The organism is Pseudomonas sp. ZS1P83 (assembly GCF_054897825.1).
Genome location: NZ_CM142706.1, coordinates 5,371,681 through 5,389,261, shown reverse-complemented (window position 1 = coordinate 5,389,261; position 17,581 = coordinate 5,371,681). Strand labels below are relative to the sequence as shown.

Here is a 17,581-nt window from a genome sequence, read left to right as displayed (position 1 = left end):
CATGGAAACCCGAGCCCATCATGTATTGATCGGCCTGTTCACCGTGATTGTGGTGGCGGGCGCCCTGCTCTTCGGCTTGTGGCTGGCCAAATCCAGCGTCGACAGCGAGTTCAAGGATTACGAGATTGTCTTCAACGAGGCCGTCAGTGGCCTGTCCAAGGGCAGCGCCGTGCAGTACAGCGGGATCAAGGTCGGCGACGTGGTGACATTGCGTCTGGACCCGAAAGACCCGCGCCGCGTGTTGGCGCGGATTCGTCTGGGCGGTGATACCCCGATCAAGGAAGACACCCGGGCTATATTGGCGCTGACCGGGATCACCGGCACCTCGATCATCCAGCTCAGTGGCGGCACACCGCAGAGCCCAAAACTTCGGGGCAAGGACGGTGAGTTACCGACGATTGTTGCTTCGCCCTCGCCTATTGCTCGCTTGTTGAACGACAGCGGCGACCTGATGGCCGGTGTGAACATGCTGATGCAGAACGCCAACCAGATGTTTTCCACGGAGAACGTCGAGCGCATCAGCAAAACCCTTGAGCATCTGGAGCAAACCACTGGAACCATCGCCGACCAGCGCGGCGATATCCGTCAGGCGATGCGGCAACTGGCGTCGGTCGGTAAGCAAGCCGGCGCGATGCTGGAACAGACATCGGCGCTGATGCGCAATGCCAACGGCATGCTCAACGATCAAGGAAAGCAGATGTTCGGCAGCGCCGAGCAGGCGATGAAGTCGCTGGAACAGAGCAGCGCGACCATCAACACGTTGCTCACGACCAATCAGGATTCCCTCAACAGCGGCATACAAGGCCTCAATGGCCTGGCCCCGGCTGTGCGTGAGCTGCGCGATACCCTGACGTCGTTGCGGGCTATTTCCCAGCGTCTGGAAGCCAACCCCAGCGGCTACTTGCTGGGCAATGACAAGAACAAGGAGTTCACGCCATGAAGCTGACACACCTCGCCCTCCTCGTCAGCTTCATTGGGGTCAGCGCTTGCTCGATCCTGCCCAAGTCCGAGCCGTCCGATGTCTATCGGTTGCCTTCGGCCCAGAGCGGCGCATCGGCCAGCCAGGGGACGCCGCAGCGCTGGTCGCTGCGCCTGGCCAAGCCGCAGGCCAGCGAGGCCTTGAACAGCCCGAAGATCGCCGTGATCCCTCAGGGTGATCTAATCAGCAGCTACAAGGCCTCGCGTTGGAGCGACCCGGCGCCGGTGTTGCTGCGCAATCGTCTGTTGGACGGTTTCCAGCGTGATGGACGGGTTTCATTGCTGAGCACCGACGACAGCAACTTCCAGGCAGATCTTGAATTGGGCGGTAGCCTGCAGGCGTTCCAGACCGAGTACCAAGGCACGGCTGCAAGCGTGGTCGTGCGTCTGGATGCATTGCTGGTGCGTGGTTATGACCAAAGAATCCTCGCCAGCCGACGCTTTGAAGTGCGCCAGCCATTGAGCGATGTGAAGGTGCCGGCAGTGGTGGCCGGGTTTGGCCAGGCCAGTGATCAACTGACGGCGCAGGTGGTGGCTTGGGCGGTTGAGCAAGGGCAGAAAATCGCGCCGCCACAAAGGCCTTGAATACTTACACCGCTTTCGCGAGCAAGCCCGCTCCCACAGGGGTTCTTCGTTAACCAAAGAACCAGTAACAAACCCCGATCGCGCCCAACACCCCGGCTAGTTCGGCCAGCAACGCACACCCCACCGCATGCCGCGCCCGCTGGATTCCCACCGCGCCGAAGTACACCGCCAATACATAGAAGGTCGTTTCGGTACTGCCCTGGATCGTCGCCGCCACGAGCGCCGGGAAGCTGTCCACGCCAGAGGTTTTCATGGTTTCGATCAGCATCGCCCGGGCGGCACTGCCAGAGAACGGTTTGACCATCGCCGTCGGCAGTGCATCGACGAAGCGCGTGTCCCAACCGGCCCATTCCACCAGATGCCGGATCCCGTCCAGACCAAAGTCCAGCGCTCCGGACGCCCGCAGCACGCCGACGGCACACAGCATCGCGACCAGATACGGCAGCAGATTCTTGGCCACATCAAAGCCTTCTTTGGCGCCTTCGACGAATGCTTCGTAGACCTTCACCTTACGGAACGCGCCGATCACCAGAAACAGCATGATCAACCCGAACAGCGTCAGGTTGCCGAGGATCGATGACAGGCCGGCCAGAGCGGTCGCCGAGAGCGTCGCCAGCAGCGCCATGAAGCCACCGAGTGCCAAGGCACCGGGAATCAAGTACGCGAGCACCACCGGGTCCCACAGGCGCAAACGCTGCATGAACGCCACCGACAGCAGGCCGACCAATGTCGAGCAACTGGTCGCAAGCAGGATGGGCAGGAACACCAGGGTCGGATCGGGTGCACCTTGCTGTGCGCGGTACATGAAGATCGTCACCGGCAGAAGGGTCAGGGAGGAGGCGTTGAGCACCAGGAACAGAATCTGCGCGTTGCTGGCGATGGTGTCGCTGGGGTTGAGCTCTTGCAGCGCCTTCATGGCTTTGAGGCCGATCGGCGTGGCGGCGTTGTCCAGGCCCAGGCCGTTGGCGGCAAAGTTCAGCGTGATCAGGCCGATGGCCGGGTGACCCGCCGGGACTTCGGGCATCAGGCGCAGAAACAGCGGGCCCAGCGCCTTGGCCAGCCACTCGACGATCCCGGCCTTCTCGGCAATCCGCAGAAAGCCCAGCCAGAGGGTGAGGGTGCCGAACAGCAGGACCATCACCTCGACCGACAATTTGGCCATGGCGAAAATACTTTCCACCATCGCCGCGAAGATCCCGGCGTTACCGCCTATCAGCCATTGCGCCAGTGCCGAAACGGCAGCCACGATGAAGAAGCCGAGCCACAGGCCATTGAGCATCAGTTAAATCCCCCGAAGAATGCGGCGAATGATAGCGGGGTAGCCAGAAACGACAAACCCCGGATTTTCTCCGGGGTTTGTTTTGCGAGCGCACCCGCTCTTTGCGAGCGATCCGTGCTACCTCGTACTGTAGGAGCGAGGCTTGCCCGCGATCAGAGCGCCGCGGTGTATCAGTCACACCGCGTTATCGTTCTTCGCGGGCGAGCTTCGCTCCTACAGGGGCCAGCGTTAGTTGTTGATGGTCTCACCGGCCGGCAACTTTTCCTTGCTGCGCCAGTGCGGCAGGGAGTTCCAGTAGCGTTGGCCCTTGGCATCGTCGTACATGCCTTCCCAGCGGGATATGACCAATACGGCCAGGGCATTGCCGATCACGTTCAGCGCGGTTCGCGCCATGTCCATGATGCGGTCGACACCCGCGATAAACGCCAGGCCTTCGAGTGGAATGCCAACGCTGCCCAGGGTGGCCAGCAACACCACGAAGGACACACCCGGTACGCCGGCGATGCCTTTGGAGGTGACCATCAGGGTCAGCACCAGCAGCAATTGCTGGCTGATGGACAGGTCGATGCCGTAGAGCTGGGCAATGAAGATTGCCGCGATGCTCTGGTACAGGGTCGAACCATCGAGGTTGAACGAGTAGCCGGTCGGGACCACGAAGCTGCAAATGGCTTTCGGCGCGCCGTAGGCTTCCATCTTCTCGATAACGCGCGGCAGCACGGTTTCGGAACTGGCGGTGGAGTAGGCCAGCACCAGCTCATCCTTGAAGATGCGCATCAGCTTGATCACCGAGAAGCCAAACAGGCGAGCGATCAGGCCCAGCACCACGAAGGCAAAGAAGGCGATGGCGACGTAAACCAGGATCACCAGTTTGGCCAGCGGCAGCAGGGAGGCGAAACCAAAGTTGGCCACGGTCACCGCGATCAGTGCGAAAACGCCGATCGGGGCGTAGTTCATGATCATGTGGGTGACTTTGAACATGCTTTCCGACACGCCCTGGAACAACTTCACCAGCGGCTCGCGCAGGTCCGATTGCAGGCTCGACAGACCGAGGCCGAACAGTACGGAGAAGAAGATGATCGGTAGCATCTCGCCGCGGGCCATGGCCGCGAAGATGTTCGACGGGATCAGGTTGAGGATGGTTTCGATGAACGCATGTTCATGCTGAACTTCGGCGGCAGTGGCCTGGTACTTGGAAATATCCACGGTACCCAGGGTGCTCATGTCGATACCGGTGCCCGGATGGAACACGTTGGCCAACACCAGACCGACCACGATGGCGATAGTGGTGACGATCTCGAAGTAAAGGATGGTCTTGAGGCCGATACGCCCGAGCTTCTTCGCGTCACCGACGCCTGCAATACCGACGATCAATGAAGAGATCACGATCGGGATCACAATCATCTTGATCAGACGGATAAAGATATCGCCTGCTGGTTGCAGAACGTTGCTGATCCACCAGGCTTTTTCGGCACTGAAATGGTTGAGCAGCGCACCGATTGCAATCCCCAATACCAGACCGATGAGGATCTGCCAGGCGAGGCTAAGCTTTGCCTTCTTCATATCTTTACCCTTACTTGCGTTTGACTCAGGCACATGCAAAAACTGGAACGCTTGTGGCGAAAAAGTCTTGTGCATCTACCCCCGTATAAGGTGTCCCGGAGCGATTGTTATCGGCTCTCTGGCAGGCGAAAAAGGCGCAACTATTCCGATGCAAGGAAGCAACGTCTAATGCTGTAAACGCCTACCCTATGCCGAATCGGCATGAGCTTTTTTAACTGAAACTCGCGTCCCAGCCGGTTCGAATACGACATTTCGGCAGGCATAAGTGCCGTGAACCGGCCATTCTGGAGGAGGTTGGTTGATTTTTAAGCGGAGAAATCAGGGTTGAAACTTGGGAAATAGCCTACGTTTAAACGCGAAAATTCTCTGACATTTAGTCGCAGCTTTCTCGATATACGGTCACAAAAAAAACACCACGAAAGGATTTTGCGAGGGATTAACGGAGGTGGAGCGGAGGAGGCGAGCGGAACGCTCTAGGACAAGCTTTACGCTGACGAAGCTCTTCGCAAGTCCGTCAGGTCGTGAGTGACCGGCGAACTTGCGCCGCAGCTTTTACCTGACCCGGCCCTTGCGCAGGCACCCCACGTGCCCGTAGGTCACTCCGCCCCAGAAACAGGCAGAACGTCCCGACCCCTTGGTCATGCGTCTACCTTCCTCGGGTAGCGCATCGGAAAAAAGCACTGTGGCCTCTTTCTTGTTTCGAACTCAGTCCATCGCCATGGCACAACCGCCCAGGAGCAGGGCGGCTGCCAGAGTCTTTAATAAAACGCTCATATTCAGCCTCGACTTCAGCCTCGACCGCGACGGCCAAAGAAGAAGGAAGCAATGAACATCACCAGGAACACGACAAAGAGAATCTTGGCGATACCCGTGGCGGTGCCCGCGATACCACCGAAGCCCAGTACCGCAGCGATGATGGCAATGATCAAGAATGTAATTGCCCAGCTCAACATGGTGATTCTCCTTACGCTTCTATTTAGAGATGTGACTTGTGGTGCTTTTCCCGGCGCATCGAACGCGCCAAGTTCGTGTGTTTAGAACACCCAACGTTCCTGACGAGGCATCTCATCCACAGACTGAGCCTGATCGACGTCCATCATTCGCATCGGGGCGCTGTCAGCCTGGTTATTGCTGGCCGCACTGAAATGGGTTTGGGTCGGATGCTGAATCGACAGGCGTGGCGCTTCTTGCTGCTGGCTCTGCTCCCAACGCTGAAACTGCTGGCCGCCGATCAAGGTGATCAATAGCGCCATAACAGCAAACAGACCTTGCTGGATATGCAGTGGCGAGAAAAGCAATTGGGCGGCACGTTGGCGACTCATCCTGAAGCTCCTCCCACTCGTTGGTGATCTTGTTGGGGCGACGTTACATGCCCTGGTTAAGTAAACTATTGCAGCCTGCATGCCAGCTTTTCATGATAATAAAATCGAATAAAATCAATTGGTTATGAATGATGTGGAATTCGGATCGGACGCATCCTGCACGATGGTCCTTTTGATGTCGTGCGTAATGCACGATAGTTTCGTAGGAGATTTCAATATTTTTGAATTGCGGAGAGGGCATGAATGTCACAAGGGGACACCGGTAGCTGCCTGCGAACCGGCTATCTGATAAAAAAACAACAAAATCAGGCGATTAGCCGTAGGGTGCTGAGATAGCTACGCTGCTGTAGCTGGAATCGACCAGAATCAACCATGCAAGTTGCCCGATTTTTCCGGGACTAACCAAGATCATTCTTTAAGGAGCGTAGGAAAATGGAATCAGCCACTGAGCATCAAGGCCGCATTCTGCTGGTGGATGATGAGTCCGCCATCCTGCGTACTTTTCGCTATTGCCTCGAAGATGAAGGCTACAGCGTCGCTACCGCCAACAGCGCTGCCCAGGCTGATGCGTTGCTTCAGCGCCAAGTCTTCGACCTGTGCTTCCTCGACCTGCGTCTAGGTGAAGACAACGGCCTCGATGTGCTGGCCCAAATGCGCATTCAGGCACCCTGGATGAGGGTGGTGATCGTCACCGCTCATTCGGCTGTGGACACCGCCGTGGATGCCATTCAGGCCGGTGCCGCCGACTATCTGGTCAAGCCTTGCAGCCCCGACCAATTGCGTCTGGCCACCGCCAAACAGTTGGAAGTGCGGCAACTGTCGGCACGTCTGGAAGCCCTTGAAGGCGAAGTGCGCAAACCCAAGGATGGCCTGGACTCTCACAGCCCGGCGATGAAGGTAGTACTCGAAACCGCCCGCCAGGTGGCCAGCACCGATGCCAATATTTTGATTCTCGGCGAGTCCGGCACCGGTAAAGGTGAGCTGTCCCAAGCCATTCACGGCTGGAGCAAGCGTGCGAGGAAATCCTGCGTCACTATCAATTGCCCGTCCCTGACCGCCGAACTCATGGAAAGCGAGCTCTTCGGCCATAGCCGTGGCGCGTTCACCGGTGCCAGCGAAAGCACCTTGGGGCGAGTCAATCAGGCCGATGGCGGGACGCTGTTTCTTGACGAGATCGGCGATTTTCCCCTGACGTTGCAACCAAAGTTGCTGCGGTTTATTCAGGACAAAGAGTACGAGCGCGTGGGTGATCCGGTGACCCGCCGCGCCGATGTGCGAATTCTCGCGGCCACCAACCTCAACCTCGAAGACATGGTGCGCGACGGCCGTTTCCGTGAAGACCTGCTCTACCGCCTGAACGTCATCACCTTGCACCTGCCGCCTCTTCGCGAGCGCCGGGAAGATATTCTGAATCTGGCCGATCGTTTTCTGGCCCGTTTCGTCAAGGAGTACGCGCGTCCGGCTCGTGGCTTCAGCGACGAAGCCCGCGAAGCGCTGCTCGGCTACCGCTGGCCGGGGAACATCCGGGAGTTGCGCAACGTTGTGGAGCGGGCAAGCATTATTTGTCCACAGGAGCGGGTCGAGATCAGCCACCTGGGCATGGCCGAAACCCCGATCAACAATGCGCCACGCATCGGCGCTGCGCTGAGTCTGGATGAGTTGGAAAAAGCTCACATCGGAGCGGTCCTCGCCACCGCAGACACACTGGACCAGGCCGCCAAGACCCTGGGTATCGATGCCTCGACGTTGTACCGAAAACGCAAGCAGTACAACTTGTGAGCTGTCTGCGATGAAACTGGCGATGAAGTTGCGCACCCGGCTATTTCTGAGTATTTCTGCACTGATCACCGTGGCGCTGCTTGGGCTGTTGCTTGGGCTGGTCAGCGTGATGCAAATGGCGGGCACCCAGGAAGCGCTGATTCGCAATAGTTTCGACACCCTCGACCTGGGGCTGAAATTGCGTCAGACCCTCGGCGATCAACTGATCATCATGCTCAGCGAAAAGCCAGATCCTGCGGCGTTTGAGGCGTCCAGGCAGCATTATGTTCAGTTGCTTGATGACGGCATTGCCCATACCCGGACGGGTGATGAGCTCCTGTACGGCTTCGAGCAGGCCAAGGCTGACTACCAGAGCTTTCTGCAAGCGTACGACTTGTCACGTGACTCGACGCACGTGTTGAGTGGCAACGAAGTACTCACAGAAAAATTCAATGCGCTGCGCAATGGTTTGATCGCCGAGCACAAGCGTGCGCTGGATAACATCAGTGCCACCGAACAGCAGGCTCGGGAGAGGGCGCTGCTGGTTGCCGGCCTGCTCGGGCTTGTGGGGCTGGCGGTGCTGATCATCGGCTTCGTCACCGCCCATGCTATTGCTCGACGTTTTGGTGCACCGATCGAGGCCCTGGCTCAGGCGGCGGACAACATCGGCCAAGGTAATTTCGAAGTGACGCTGCCGATTTCCTCGGCAGTGGAAATGAACCAGCTGACCAAGCGCTTCGGGATCATGGCCGAGGCCTTGCGCGAGCATCAGGCCACCAATGTCCATGAGCTGCTCGCAGGCCAGCAACGTTTGCAGGCCGTGCTCGACAGCATCGACGATGGGCTGCTGATGATCGACCGCGATGGTCGTTTGGAACACCTCAACCCCGTAGCGCAGCGTCAATTGGGTTGGGACACCGATCGTCTCGGTCAAGGTCTGGGGACGGCGCTTGAGCGTCCCGAACTCGATGAACAGCTGCAACTGGTGCTACGCGGCGGCACCTTGGAGCGGGCGCCGGAAGACCTGAGTATCGAGGTCGACGGTGAGTCGCGGTTGCTGACCTTTAGCCTGACACCGGTCAGTCATACACAGGGCCATATTCTCGGCGCCGTGATGGTGCTGCATGACGTCACCGAACAGCGCGCATTTGAACGGGTGCGCAGCGAGTTCGTACTGCGCGCCTCCCATGAATTGCGAACGCCGGTCACCGGGATGCACATGGCGTTCGGCCTGTTCCGCGAGCGCGCGCACTTTGCCGAGGACTCGCGTGAAGCGGATCTGCTAGATACCGTGAACGAAGAGATGCAGCGCTTGATGCAGTTGATCAACGACCTGCTGAACTTCTCCCGGTATCAGAACGGATTACAGAAACTCACGCTGGCGCCGTGCGCCATCGAGGAGTTGCTGGAACAGGCCCGGGAACGTTTTGCCGGCCCTGCAAATGAGCAGCGCATCGACCTGTCGGTGGAGGTGCAAGGGCCATTACCGCGATTGCAGGCTGATCAGCCGCAGCTGGACAGGGTGCTCGATAACCTGATCGACAACGCGTTGCGCCACACCGCCCCCGGCGGGCAAATACGTTTGCAGGCTCGACGCCATGGAGAGCGAGTCATTATCAGCGTCGAGGATAACGGCGAAGGTATTGCCTACGGCCAGCAGGGGCGGATTTTCGAACCCTTTGTACAGGTGGGTCGCAAGAAGGGCGGTGCCGGGCTAGGTCTCGCACTGTGCAAGGAAATCGTGCAGTTGCACGGCGGACGGATGGGTGTTTATTCGCGGCCAGGGCAGGGTACCCAGTTCTATATGGCGCTGTCGGTATAAGCCACAGCAGCTTCAGGCTTCGTCATCGAAACGTCGAGCGGCCAATCGGCGGCCACGGGTAATCAGCTCGATGAACTGCACCGCACTTAACGCATGGGCGAAGAGCCAACCCTGACCGAACTTCACGCCTTCACTGCTCAGAAGCGCCGCCTGGGACTCATGTTCGATGCCTTCGGCAATGACTGTGAGTTGCAGGGCTTGGGCCATGCGAATGATGTGCGGTGCGACACCGCTACTCGCAGCGTCATGACCCAGCGCATCGATAAACGCCTTATCGATTTTCAGGCAGTCGACTGGCAGGGTTTGCAGGTAGGCGAGGCTGCAATAACCGGTGCCAAAGTCATCAATCAGCACCTGATGCCCCACATCCCGCAAGGCTTGCAGGTTTTCCCGAGCGACGACGACATCAATCAATCCCCGCTCGGTGACTTCAAAGGCAATTTGCTTTGCTGCGACGCGGTGCAAGGTCAGCAGGCGCGCCATCACCTGGCCAATACGCGGCACCATGACGTCGCAGGCCGCCAGATTGACCGAAATGTACAGTTGTGGATTGGCCCGCAACAAATGACCAAGCTGCTCAAGCAGGCGCTGCAGGACGAAGTCGGTCATTTGGCGGATCTGGCCGGTGTTCTCCGCCATCGGAATGAACAGGTCGGGACTGGTCAGAGTGCCGTCCGGCCTTCGCCAGCGCAACAAGGCTTCTGCTCCGACACAGTTGCGACTGTCGAGGTCGAAGATCGGTTGGTACAGCACCTGCAACTCGCCTCGCCGTATGGCGCCACTGAGTTCGGCGTCCAGCGACTGTCGCTGGCGCACCAACAGAAGCACCAGAAAGCCCACACACACCGCCAGCACCAGACTGGCCGGTAGCAACCACCACCAGGCCGCCGGCACATGCATGCCGGTGCGCGGGCTGATCAGCACCAATTGGTATTCCGGATTGTTGGTGGGCATGCGGTAAATCAAGCGGGACTGCGTGATTTGTAGCGCGTCGCTGCTTTTCGGGGGCCAGGGTTCGGTCGGTGGCCAGACCTGTGAGACACCCAGTACCGGAATCGCGCGCGTGCCGTCGAGTACCACCAGCAGGCTGCTTCCCGGTGACAAGTCGACCATGTCAGTCAAATGCCCGCGAGACGTCGCAACACGAAAATTACCGCGCCCGAGCATCAGCGCGGCACGGTTTTCATCGGGTTCGGTGGTGGTGTTCAGCCAGTAACTGTAGGTCGGGCCTTTGATGTCCGGCGGTCTTGTCATCGACAGCCCTTCCTGGCGGGGGCGGTTGGAGCAGATCCGTGAGGCATCCATATAGGCGGCTTCGTAAACAAAACGGTAATTGAAGCTGACCTGCTGCAAGGTCGCGATCATTTCGTCATCGCAGCCCCGTAACGGCTGGGCTTCCAAGTCGTCGAGGCTTTCACGCAACTGCCCGAACAGTTGCTCCAGGCGAGCAAGGAAGCGCTCGCCCTGGGCATTCATCTCTTCGCTTTCACTCTGCTCGACTTGATGCATGGCCACGAACAGGCTGCCGGCCATCAAAAGTGTCGCGCTCAAGGCAGCAGCCAGTATCGCCAAGAACCATGGGCGATAGAACCAACTACGTAATGTCTCTCGAGCAGCAGGCATATGGAATATCCGAAGAATTACCAATGAGTTATAGCTGCTGATTGGAAAAAAGCCCTGACCGTCGGGCGGGCGTCATTATTTTGTCTGATTCAAGACTTGTAGAAGCGCCGCGGTTTGCGCATCCGGTGTGCCATCGAAACGAGACGGTCGGAAATGCATCTGAAAGGCCGCAATCACATGACGCGTCGCAACATCCAGTTCGCCGGTTTGCGGCGTGGGATAACCCAGACGGGCCAGCTGTGCCTGAAACCAACTGATGGTTGGCGGCTGTACTTCGAACTGTGCTTGCTGACGCGTTACGGCCAGCTCGTTCGGCCAGATACCAAGGCCTTCGGCAGCTAGACGCTTCCAAGGGAACAGCGGCCCCGGATCGAGCTTGCGCAGTGGGGCGATGTCGCTATGGCCGATGATGCTACGTGGATTGATGGCGTAACGCTTGCTGATGTCCCTGAGGAGGACGATCAGGGACTGGACCTGGTCTTCGCTGTAGGGGTACCAAAGGCGCCCGGTAGGGGTGTCTTTAAAGCCCGGGTTGACGATTTCGATGCCAATAGAGCTGGAGTTCAGCCAGGTTCGGCCTTGCCATTCGCTTTCCCCGGCGTGCCAGGCTCGGAGGTTTTCATCCATCAGCTTGTAGATGGTGGCGCCCTTGTCGTCGCCAATCAGATAGTGGCTGCTGACCTCGCCATGGGTTAGTAGCTGCAGCGAGCGCTCCAGTGACGCCGAGGTGTAATGCACCACCACAAATTGAATGCGGCTGTCGTGATTGGCTGAAGGGTGACGGGTGTCGAAACGGGGGCCGCTGGCACAACCGACCAACAGAATCAGCGACACGATGAGGGCTAAGTATTTCATGGCAGAAGGCAATACACGCAAGACAGTAATGCAACAGTGTAACGTACTGCCTTGCGCTTAGACGGCCAACGCTAAGTTTTAAACAAAATGGAACAATTGATCGTTAACCCAGTTCCACCCGGTTGCGGCCGGCATGTTTCGCCCTATATAGCGCCTGATCGGCTCTTTTCAGCACCAGATCGCTATGTTCGCCGGGTTTGAACGCAGTCAGCCCCATGGAAATGGTGATGGTCACCGGCTCACCCTTGAAGTGAAAAGGGCAGGCTTCGATCGACGCACGCAGGTTTTCCAGCAGTTTCGCGCCGACAGCCGGTACTGTCGCTGGCATCAACAGGACGAACTCCTCACCGCCAAACCGGGCAATGAAATCCGTTCCGCGCAGGCGCTTACGGAGCACGCTGGCGATAATTTTCAGCACTTTGTCGCCCGCCAAGTGGCCATAGTTATCGTTGATACGCTTGAAATGATCGAGGTCGAGCATTGCCAGCAACAGCGAGTTGCCCTGTTGCTGCCATTGGCTGATTTCGTGATCCAGCTGTTCGCTCCAGGCGGCCCGGTTAGGCAGGCCGGTCAGCGGATCAATCAAGGCTTTCTGGCGGTGCTCTTCGAGATGCTCGCGATAGCCCAACGCTTCCTGCTCCATGTGCGCAACGCGTTCGGCCAGACCATGAAGACGGGCCGCGACTTCCTGCTCGCGCTCATTACGCTGCTTCTGATGCTGGTCCATGGTGCCGAGCAGGCCTTCCAGATGGTTTTCCAGGACGTGCTTGAGATCGTCCAGGTCGGCCGCGTCCTGCATGCTGTTCTGCAAGCCGTCGACCTGCTCTCGGATCTGGGTGTCCATCTCGCGTGCCGCAGAACGGTTGTCGGCATGGCCCTCGCTGGCTGCTTGCAAGTTGCTTTGGAACGACTCCAGGCGTTCGTTGAGCTGCTGCAAATAGGCTTCGAATTCGTGCTGGCCGCTGTCGGTGATTGCCAGCATCAAGGTTGCCAAATCATCGAGTATCGGCAGCAATTCGTACCAGTTCAGGCCATTTTTCAGTCGATCACGCATGGCTTCGGCTTGCGGACGATGACGCTCGGGAAGCGTCAGGTCGTCGAGTAAGCCCAGAAGCGTGTCTTCGATGTGCCTGGCTACCGAGCTATAGGACGGTTCGGGTGAGTCCGGCAGGGCGTAGAGAATATCCAGCTCGGGTTGTTCGGGACCTGCGGTGGCCAACACTTGGGCCATGGCCGGGGGTAGCGGCAGGCTGTCGAGGTGGACCACCGGGGTTAATTCGTCGGGATTGATTGCCGGTTGAGCCTGCGTTGCTGGCTCGATGATCGATGGAGCCAGTTCTGGATGTTCAATGCCCGGTTGCGGTGGCGTCTCTGGAGTCTGGGCGGGTGCTTGCTCCGGCTCAAGCACTGGCGGGATAAACGCTACAACGGCAGGAGAAGGCGCTGCCGCGGGCAGTGTCTCGACCCTCAGTGGCTCGGGTGCAGCAACGGTAGCGGCGACTGGTGCGACCGCCACTTGCGGCTTATCGACGTCTGGCGCGAGATCGACGTTTACTTGTGGTCTCTCGGCATGAGGCACAGCAATCGATTCGGCCTGCTGCGGGGCGGGCGGCGGGACAGCGGCGGGGGTGACCTGGAATGCCGTTTCATCCGTTTCACGGCTACCAAACAGTCGCTGCAGCAAACCTGGGCGGCCGGGTTCCACCGGGTTTTCAAGCTGACCCAAGGCTTTGCCTTGCAGGCCGCTCAGTTCGCTGAGCAGCAACGGCATTTCGCGCGCCTGCCCGACCCTTGTATCCAGATGCTTGGCGAAGTTTTTCAGCGGCCGGCTCACTTCCCGGGGCAGCGGTAATGTTTGTAGCTGGGAAACCAGCGCGGTCAGTGCGGCGCTGGTCTGATTTATCCTGGTTTCCCGGCGCTGTTCGGAGTCGAGCACGGCTTTTTCCAGCCGCGGAAGCAGGGCGGCCAGGCCGGCGTCCATGTCATCAGAGCGCACTATTTCGCGCATTTCCTTCATGCACTGATCAACCGCGCTATCGGTACCTTCAGCGGCCAGGGTGCTGCGCACCAGCCCGCGACGCAGCAGGTCGAGCCGGGCGTCCCATCGACGCTCGAGCTTTTCCTGTTGTTCGATGCTTTTGAGGTATTTCTCTTTCCAGCGCTGTGCTTCGTCGCTCATTCATGGGATCCGCGAGGGGCAGGACTCAACGCGGGCAATGCATCAGCCGTGAGCGAACCCGGCAGACGAATCTCTACCGCGACCGGCAGGTGATCGGAAATGGGTTGTGCCAGCACCTCGACCTTTTCAAGGGTCAGGGTCGGGCTCAGCAAAATATGGTCCAGGCAGCGCTGCGGGCGCCAGCTAGGGAACGTCGCTTCCAGTTGTGGCGCGAGCAGACCGAGGTCGCGCAACGGGGAGTTTTGCAGCAAGTCACTGGCATGGGTATTCATGTCGCCCATCAGCACCTGGTGTTTATAGCCGCCGATCAACTCGCGGATGTAAGCCAGTTGCATGCTGCGAGCGCGAGCGCCCAGCGCCAGGTGCATCATCACAACCACCAGCGCCTCCGGACCTTCGCCGAAGCGCACCAGAATTGCCCCGCGCCCCTTGGGCCCCGGTAGCGGATGATCTTCAATCGCCCACGGGCGCAGGCGGCTGAGCACACCATTGCTGTGCTGGCCGAGGCGACCGAGGTTGCGATTGAGTTGTTGATACCAGTAGGGGAATGCTCCGAGTTGGGCCAGGTGTTCAACCTGGTTGACGTAGCCTGATCGCAGGCTGCCGCCATCGGCCTCCTGCAAGGCGACCAGATCGAAGTCGCCCAACAGATTGCCGATCTTTTGCAGATTGTCGGCACGCCCGGTGTGCGGCAACAGATGCTGCCAGCCACGGGTCAGGTAGTGTCGATAGCGCTCGGTACTGATGCCGACCTGAATATTGAAACTGAGCAAGCGCAGACGGCTGTCCGCGGGTAAGCCCGTCGATTCCAGATGATGCTCGTTGACCCGTGGACCATGCAGGCCAACGACGCGTTCAGTACCCCAGCGGCGCATGGCAGTCGCCGCGCTTAGTTGGCAGCAGCCTTGTTAGCCGCTCGCTCTTTGTCGATCAGTTTGTCGGCCAACTGCAATGCTTGCTCGGCGCCGCCGGCAGAGCCCACGTCGAAGCGATACTTGCCGTTGACGATCATGGTTGGAACACCGGAGATTTCATACTTCTTCGCCAGTTCGCGAGCCTTGATGATCTGGCCCTTGATGGCAAAGGAGTCAAAAGTGGCCAGGAACTTGTCCTTGTCTACGCCTTGAGTCACCAGGAAGTCGGCCATTTCATTCTTGTCGACCAGCTTCTTGTGTTCTTTCTGAATGGCTTCGAACACTGCCGAGTGGACCTTGTGCTCAACGCCCATCGCTTCAAGGGTCAGGAACAGCTGGCCGTGTGCGTCCCACGGACCACCGAACATGGCTGGAATACGCACGAAATTCACATCGGAAGGCAGTTTCTCAGCCCAAGGATTGATCACCGGTTCGAAAGCGTAGCAGTGCGGGCAGCCGTACCAGAACAGCTCCACGACTTCGATCTTGCCAGGCACGGCGACCGGAACCGCATTGCTCAGTTCGACATAAGGTGCGGCGGGTGCTTCGGCGGCTTGGGCAGTCATGCCGAACAGGCTGGCAGCGACGAGTGCGGCGCTGATGATCAGATTACGCATGCTTTACTCCTGGACAATTTGGGTCGCCTCGCGCGACCTGTTTTCAGACAGATCCTGGCGGGCTTGAGTTCTGTAGTGTAACGGCAGCGGCCACAAAAAAGGGCGGCCAAAGCCACCCTTTTTATGCTTGCATCGACGGATTAATCGAGCGTTAACGTTGCAGGAGATGTGCAGCTCACGCAACGCCCGATTTGCCGGTCTTAGTGCAGGCCCTGAATGTAGCTGGAGACTGCTGCGATATCTTCGTCGCTAAGCCTTTTGGCGATGGTCTGCATGGTTTTGGTGTCGCCATCGTTGGACCGGCCGCCTTCTTCCTTGCGGAAGTCGGTCAGTTGCTTGGCAACATATTGAGCGTGCTGGCCGCCCAGGTGCGGGAAGCCGGCAGCTGCGTTGCCTGTGCCATTCGGTGAGTGACAACCGGTGCAGGCTGGCAGGCCCTTGGCCAGGTCGCCGCCGCGGAACAGTGCTTCACCCCGAGAAACGACTTTCGGGTCGGCGGCGCCAACGCTGCCTTTCTGGCTGGCGAAGTAGGCGGATATATCGGCCAGGTCCTGATCGCTCAGGTTGGTCAGCAGACCGGTCATTTCCAGTACCGTGCGTTTGCCGGACTTGATGTCGTGTAGCTGCTTGTTCAGATAACGTTCGCCCTGGCCTGCCAGTTTCGGAAAGTTAGGCGCCATACTGTTGCCATCCGGGCCATGACAGGCGCCACATACTGCGGCTTTCGCCTGACCAGCAGTCGCATCACCTGCAGCATGGGCAATGCCGGAGATCCCCACGGTCAACAGCAGACTCACGATCAATTTGTTCATCAGCTAATCCAACTACGGCTAAGGGTTAAAGAGTTATGGGCCGGGATCACTCGCTCATCCACTGGATGATTGCTCGGTAATCCTCGGCACTGCAGTCCATGCACAAACCACGCGGCGGCATCGCCTTGAAACCCTGGGTCACGTGTTGCACCAGCGTCTCCATACCTTTCGCCAACCTCGGCGTCCAAGCTTCCTGATCGCCCTTTTGAGGCGCCATGGGTAGTTGGCCGGAATGACAGGCACCACAAACACGGTTGTACACAGCTTCCGGATCCTGTGTAGCCTGAGCGCTGTAAAGCGGCATCAAGACACCGGCAGCTAGCAGCCATTTCGTCATAAAACGACCTTTTCAGGGTTGAGAGCGTGCTGCGTTCTAGTGCGCAATCAAGGTCAATCGCTCTCGTGAACTTCATCCTACGCTGGGACAAAGCGCACACAAAATCTGCGGCATTATATACTGGCGTCACTGAAACGGAAACGACACTGCTCGCCGCGTCCATTCCCGGCGCCGCCCACATCGGAAATCCCATGCAACTCAAGAATCCCATCCTCGGTCTGTGCCAACAGTCCACCTTCATGCTCAGCGCCGCCAAAGTCGACCAATGTCCCGACGACGAAGGCTTTGAAGTGGCCTTCGCCGGGCGCTCCAACGCCGGCAAGTCCAGTGCTCTGAACACCCTGACGCATGCCAGTCTGGCGCGAACCTCGAAAACTCCGGGGCGCACACAGCTCTTGAACTTCTTCAAGCTAGACGATGATCGTCGTCTGGTCGACCTGCCGGGTTACGGTTACGCGAAAGTGCCTATCCCGTTGAAGCTGCACTGGCAGCGTCACCTGGAAGCCTATCTGGGCGGTCGCGAGAGTTTGAAAGGGTTGATTTTGATGATGGACATCCGTCATCCAATGACCGACTTCGACTTGTTGATGCTCGACTGGGCCGTCGCCAGCGGCATGCCGATGCACATTTTGCTGACTAAAGCCGACAAACTGACCTATGGAGCGGCGAAAAACGTCCTGCTCAAGGTTCAGGCAGACATCCGCAAGGGTTGGGGCGATGCGATCAGTATCCAGCTGTTTTCGGCCCCAAAACGTCTGGGCCTGGAAGACGCCTACACTGTACTGGCGGGCTGGATGGAACTGGCGGACAAGGGCGCGGAGCTTGCCGAGTAGGCTGTCCAAACAAAAGCAGCAGGCAAAAAAAACCCCGGACTTCTTATGGGGAGGGGGAAGTTCCGGGGTTCAAGTTCCGGACCGCTAGGGCGGGGTCCAGATATCTG

Annotated in this window: 16 protein-coding genes; 5 read left to right on the top strand and 11 right to left on the bottom strand. The window is 58.6% G+C overall.

Going from position 1 to position 17,581, the window contains the following annotated elements:
- The first annotated feature begins 1 nt into the window (after window position 1).
- Entirely contained in the window at window positions 2-940 is a 939-nt protein-coding gene (locus ACYZT0_RS25280) for an MlaD family protein (protein WP_462043493.1), read from the top strand.
- Entirely contained in the window at window positions 937-1,563 is a 627-nt protein-coding gene (locus tag ACYZT0_RS25275; protein WP_462043492.1) for an ABC-type transport auxiliary lipoprotein family protein, read from the top strand. Before ACYZT0_RS25280 ends, ACYZT0_RS25275 begins: the two co-directional genes overlap by 4 nt.
- Before the next feature lie 49 nt (window positions 1,564-1,612).
- On the opposite strand, the gene ACYZT0_RS25270 is transcribed toward ACYZT0_RS25275, so the two are convergent.
- From ACYZT0_RS25270 to ACYZT0_RS25255, 4 genes are all read right to left on the bottom strand, one after another.
- Window positions 1,613-2,842, bottom strand: coding sequence for a nucleoside recognition domain-containing protein (locus ACYZT0_RS25270; RefSeq protein WP_462043491.1), 1,230 nt, complete (start codon window positions 2,840-2,842; stop codon window positions 1,613-1,615).
- A 228-nt stretch (window positions 2,843-3,070) separates the two neighbouring features.
- A complete protein-coding gene (gltP, locus tag ACYZT0_RS25265) occupies window positions 3,071-4,402 on the bottom strand; it encodes a glutamate/aspartate:proton symporter GltP (protein WP_462043490.1) in 1,332 nt (443 codons plus the stop codon).
- 788 nt (window positions 4,403-5,190) lie between these two features.
- Window positions 5,191-5,355 (bottom strand): DUF1328 domain-containing protein, encoded by a 165-nt coding sequence (locus tag ACYZT0_RS25260; protein WP_003177151.1) that lies wholly within the window; start codon window positions 5,353-5,355, stop codon window positions 5,191-5,193.
- A gap of 81 nt (window positions 5,356-5,436) precedes the next feature.
- Window positions 5,437-5,724, bottom strand: a complete 288-nt coding sequence (locus tag ACYZT0_RS25255; protein WP_462043489.1) for a hypothetical protein — start codon at window positions 5,722-5,724, stop codon at window positions 5,437-5,439.
- Between the two features lie 432 nt (window positions 5,725-6,156).
- Between ACYZT0_RS25255 and algB the strand changes: the two genes are divergently transcribed.
- Together algB and ACYZT0_RS25245 are read left to right on the top strand one after the other, a co-directional pair.
- Window positions 6,157-7,503 (top strand): sigma-54-dependent response regulator transcription factor AlgB, encoded by a 1,347-nt coding sequence (gene algB, locus ACYZT0_RS25250; protein ID WP_462043488.1) that lies wholly within the window; start codon window positions 6,157-6,159, stop codon window positions 7,501-7,503.
- Window positions 7,504-7,513: 10 nt separating this feature from the next.
- Window positions 7,514-9,304, top strand: coding sequence for an ATP-binding protein (locus tag ACYZT0_RS25245; RefSeq protein ID WP_462043487.1), 1,791 nt, complete (start codon window positions 7,514-7,516; stop codon window positions 9,302-9,304).
- Between the two features lie 12 nt (window positions 9,305-9,316).
- Here the strand turns inward: ACYZT0_RS25245 and ACYZT0_RS25240 are convergent, their stop codons facing one another.
- The 7 genes from ACYZT0_RS25240 to ACYZT0_RS25210 all read right to left on the bottom strand — a co-directional run bounded on the left by ACYZT0_RS25240 (window position 9,317) and on the right by ACYZT0_RS25210 (window position 16,641).
- Entirely contained in the window at window positions 9,317-10,927 is a 1,611-nt protein-coding gene (locus ACYZT0_RS25240) for an EAL domain-containing protein (RefSeq protein ID WP_462043486.1), read from the bottom strand.
- 75 nt (window positions 10,928-11,002) lie between these two features.
- Window positions 11,003-11,782: an N-acetylmuramoyl-L-alanine amidase gene (locus tag ACYZT0_RS25235; RefSeq protein WP_462043485.1), complete on the bottom strand. Its 780-nt coding sequence runs from the start codon at window positions 11,780-11,782 to the stop codon at window positions 11,003-11,005.
- Window positions 11,783-11,885: 103 nt separating this feature from the next.
- A complete protein-coding gene (locus tag ACYZT0_RS25230; protein ID WP_462043484.1) occupies window positions 11,886-13,961 on the bottom strand; it encodes a GGDEF domain-containing protein in 2,076 nt (691 codons plus the stop codon).
- Entirely contained in the window at window positions 13,958-14,836 is an 879-nt protein-coding gene (locus ACYZT0_RS25225; protein WP_462043483.1) for an endonuclease/exonuclease/phosphatase family protein, read from the bottom strand. Before ACYZT0_RS25225 ends, ACYZT0_RS25230 begins: the two co-directional genes overlap by 4 nt.
- 14 nt (window positions 14,837-14,850) lie before the next feature.
- Window positions 14,851-15,492 (bottom strand): thiol:disulfide interchange protein DsbA/DsbL, encoded by a 642-nt coding sequence (locus tag ACYZT0_RS25220; RefSeq protein ID WP_462043482.1) that lies wholly within the window; start codon window positions 15,490-15,492, stop codon window positions 14,851-14,853.
- A gap of 200 nt (window positions 15,493-15,692) precedes the next feature.
- Window positions 15,693-16,304: a c-type cytochrome gene (locus tag ACYZT0_RS25215; protein WP_462043481.1), complete on the bottom strand. Its 612-nt coding sequence runs from the start codon at window positions 16,302-16,304 to the stop codon at window positions 15,693-15,695.
- Between the two features lie 46 nt (window positions 16,305-16,350).
- On the bottom strand, window positions 16,351-16,641 hold the full coding sequence (locus tag ACYZT0_RS25210) for a c-type cytochrome (RefSeq protein WP_123356939.1): 291 nt from the start codon (window positions 16,639-16,641) through the stop codon (window positions 16,351-16,353).
- 191 nt (window positions 16,642-16,832) lie between these two features.
- Here ACYZT0_RS25210 and yihA point away from each other — a divergent pair, with 191 nt between their 5' ends.
- Complete coding sequence (yihA, locus tag ACYZT0_RS25205; RefSeq protein WP_462043480.1) at window positions 16,833-17,474, top strand: ribosome biogenesis GTP-binding protein YihA/YsxC; 642 nt, start codon at window positions 16,833-16,835, stop codon at window positions 17,472-17,474.
- Window positions 17,475-17,581 lie beyond the last annotated feature (107 nt).

Coding starts and splice junctions, on each gene's coding strand:
- ACYZT0_RS25280 (WP_462043493.1), top strand. CDS start 2: ATGGAAACCCGAGCCCATCATGTATTGATCGGCCTGTTCACCGTGATT.
- ACYZT0_RS25275 (WP_462043492.1), top strand. CDS start 937: ATGAAGCTGACACACCTCGCCCTCCTCGTCAGCTTCATTGGGGTCAGC.
- ACYZT0_RS25270 (WP_462043491.1), bottom strand. CDS start 2,842: ATGCTCAATGGCCTGTGGCTCGGCTTCTTCATCGTGGCTGCCGTTTCG.
- gltP (WP_462043490.1), bottom strand. CDS start 4,402: ATGAAGAAGGCAAAGCTTAGCCTCGCCTGGCAGATCCTCATCGGTCTG.
- ACYZT0_RS25260 (WP_003177151.1), bottom strand. CDS start 5,355: ATGTTGAGCTGGGCAATTACATTCTTGATCATTGCCATCATCGCTGCG.
- ACYZT0_RS25255 (WP_462043489.1), bottom strand. CDS start 5,724: ATGAGTCGCCAACGTGCCGCCCAATTGCTTTTCTCGCCACTGCATATC.
- algB (WP_462043488.1), top strand. CDS start 6,157: ATGGAATCAGCCACTGAGCATCAAGGCCGCATTCTGCTGGTGGATGAT.
- ACYZT0_RS25245 (WP_462043487.1), top strand. CDS start 7,514: ATGAAACTGGCGATGAAGTTGCGCACCCGGCTATTTCTGAGTATTTCT.
- ACYZT0_RS25240 (WP_462043486.1), bottom strand. CDS start 10,927: ATGCCTGCTGCTCGAGAGACATTACGTAGTTGGTTCTATCGCCCATGG.
- ACYZT0_RS25235 (WP_462043485.1), bottom strand. CDS start 11,782: ATGAAATACTTAGCCCTCATCGTGTCGCTGATTCTGTTGGTCGGTTGT.
- ACYZT0_RS25230 (WP_462043484.1), bottom strand. CDS start 13,961: ATGAGCGACGAAGCACAGCGCTGGAAAGAGAAATACCTCAAAAGCATC.
- ACYZT0_RS25225 (WP_462043483.1), bottom strand. CDS start 14,836: ATGCGCCGCTGGGGTACTGAACGCGTCGTTGGCCTGCATGGTCCACGG.
- ACYZT0_RS25220 (WP_462043482.1), bottom strand. CDS start 15,492: ATGCGTAATCTGATCATCAGCGCCGCACTCGTCGCTGCCAGCCTGTTC.
- ACYZT0_RS25215 (WP_462043481.1), bottom strand. CDS start 16,304: ATGAACAAATTGATCGTGAGTCTGCTGTTGACCGTGGGGATCTCCGGC.
- ACYZT0_RS25210 (WP_123356939.1), bottom strand. CDS start 16,641: ATGACGAAATGGCTGCTAGCTGCCGGTGTCTTGATGCCGCTTTACAGC.
- yihA (WP_462043480.1), top strand. CDS start 16,833: ATGCAACTCAAGAATCCCATCCTCGGTCTGTGCCAACAGTCCACCTTC.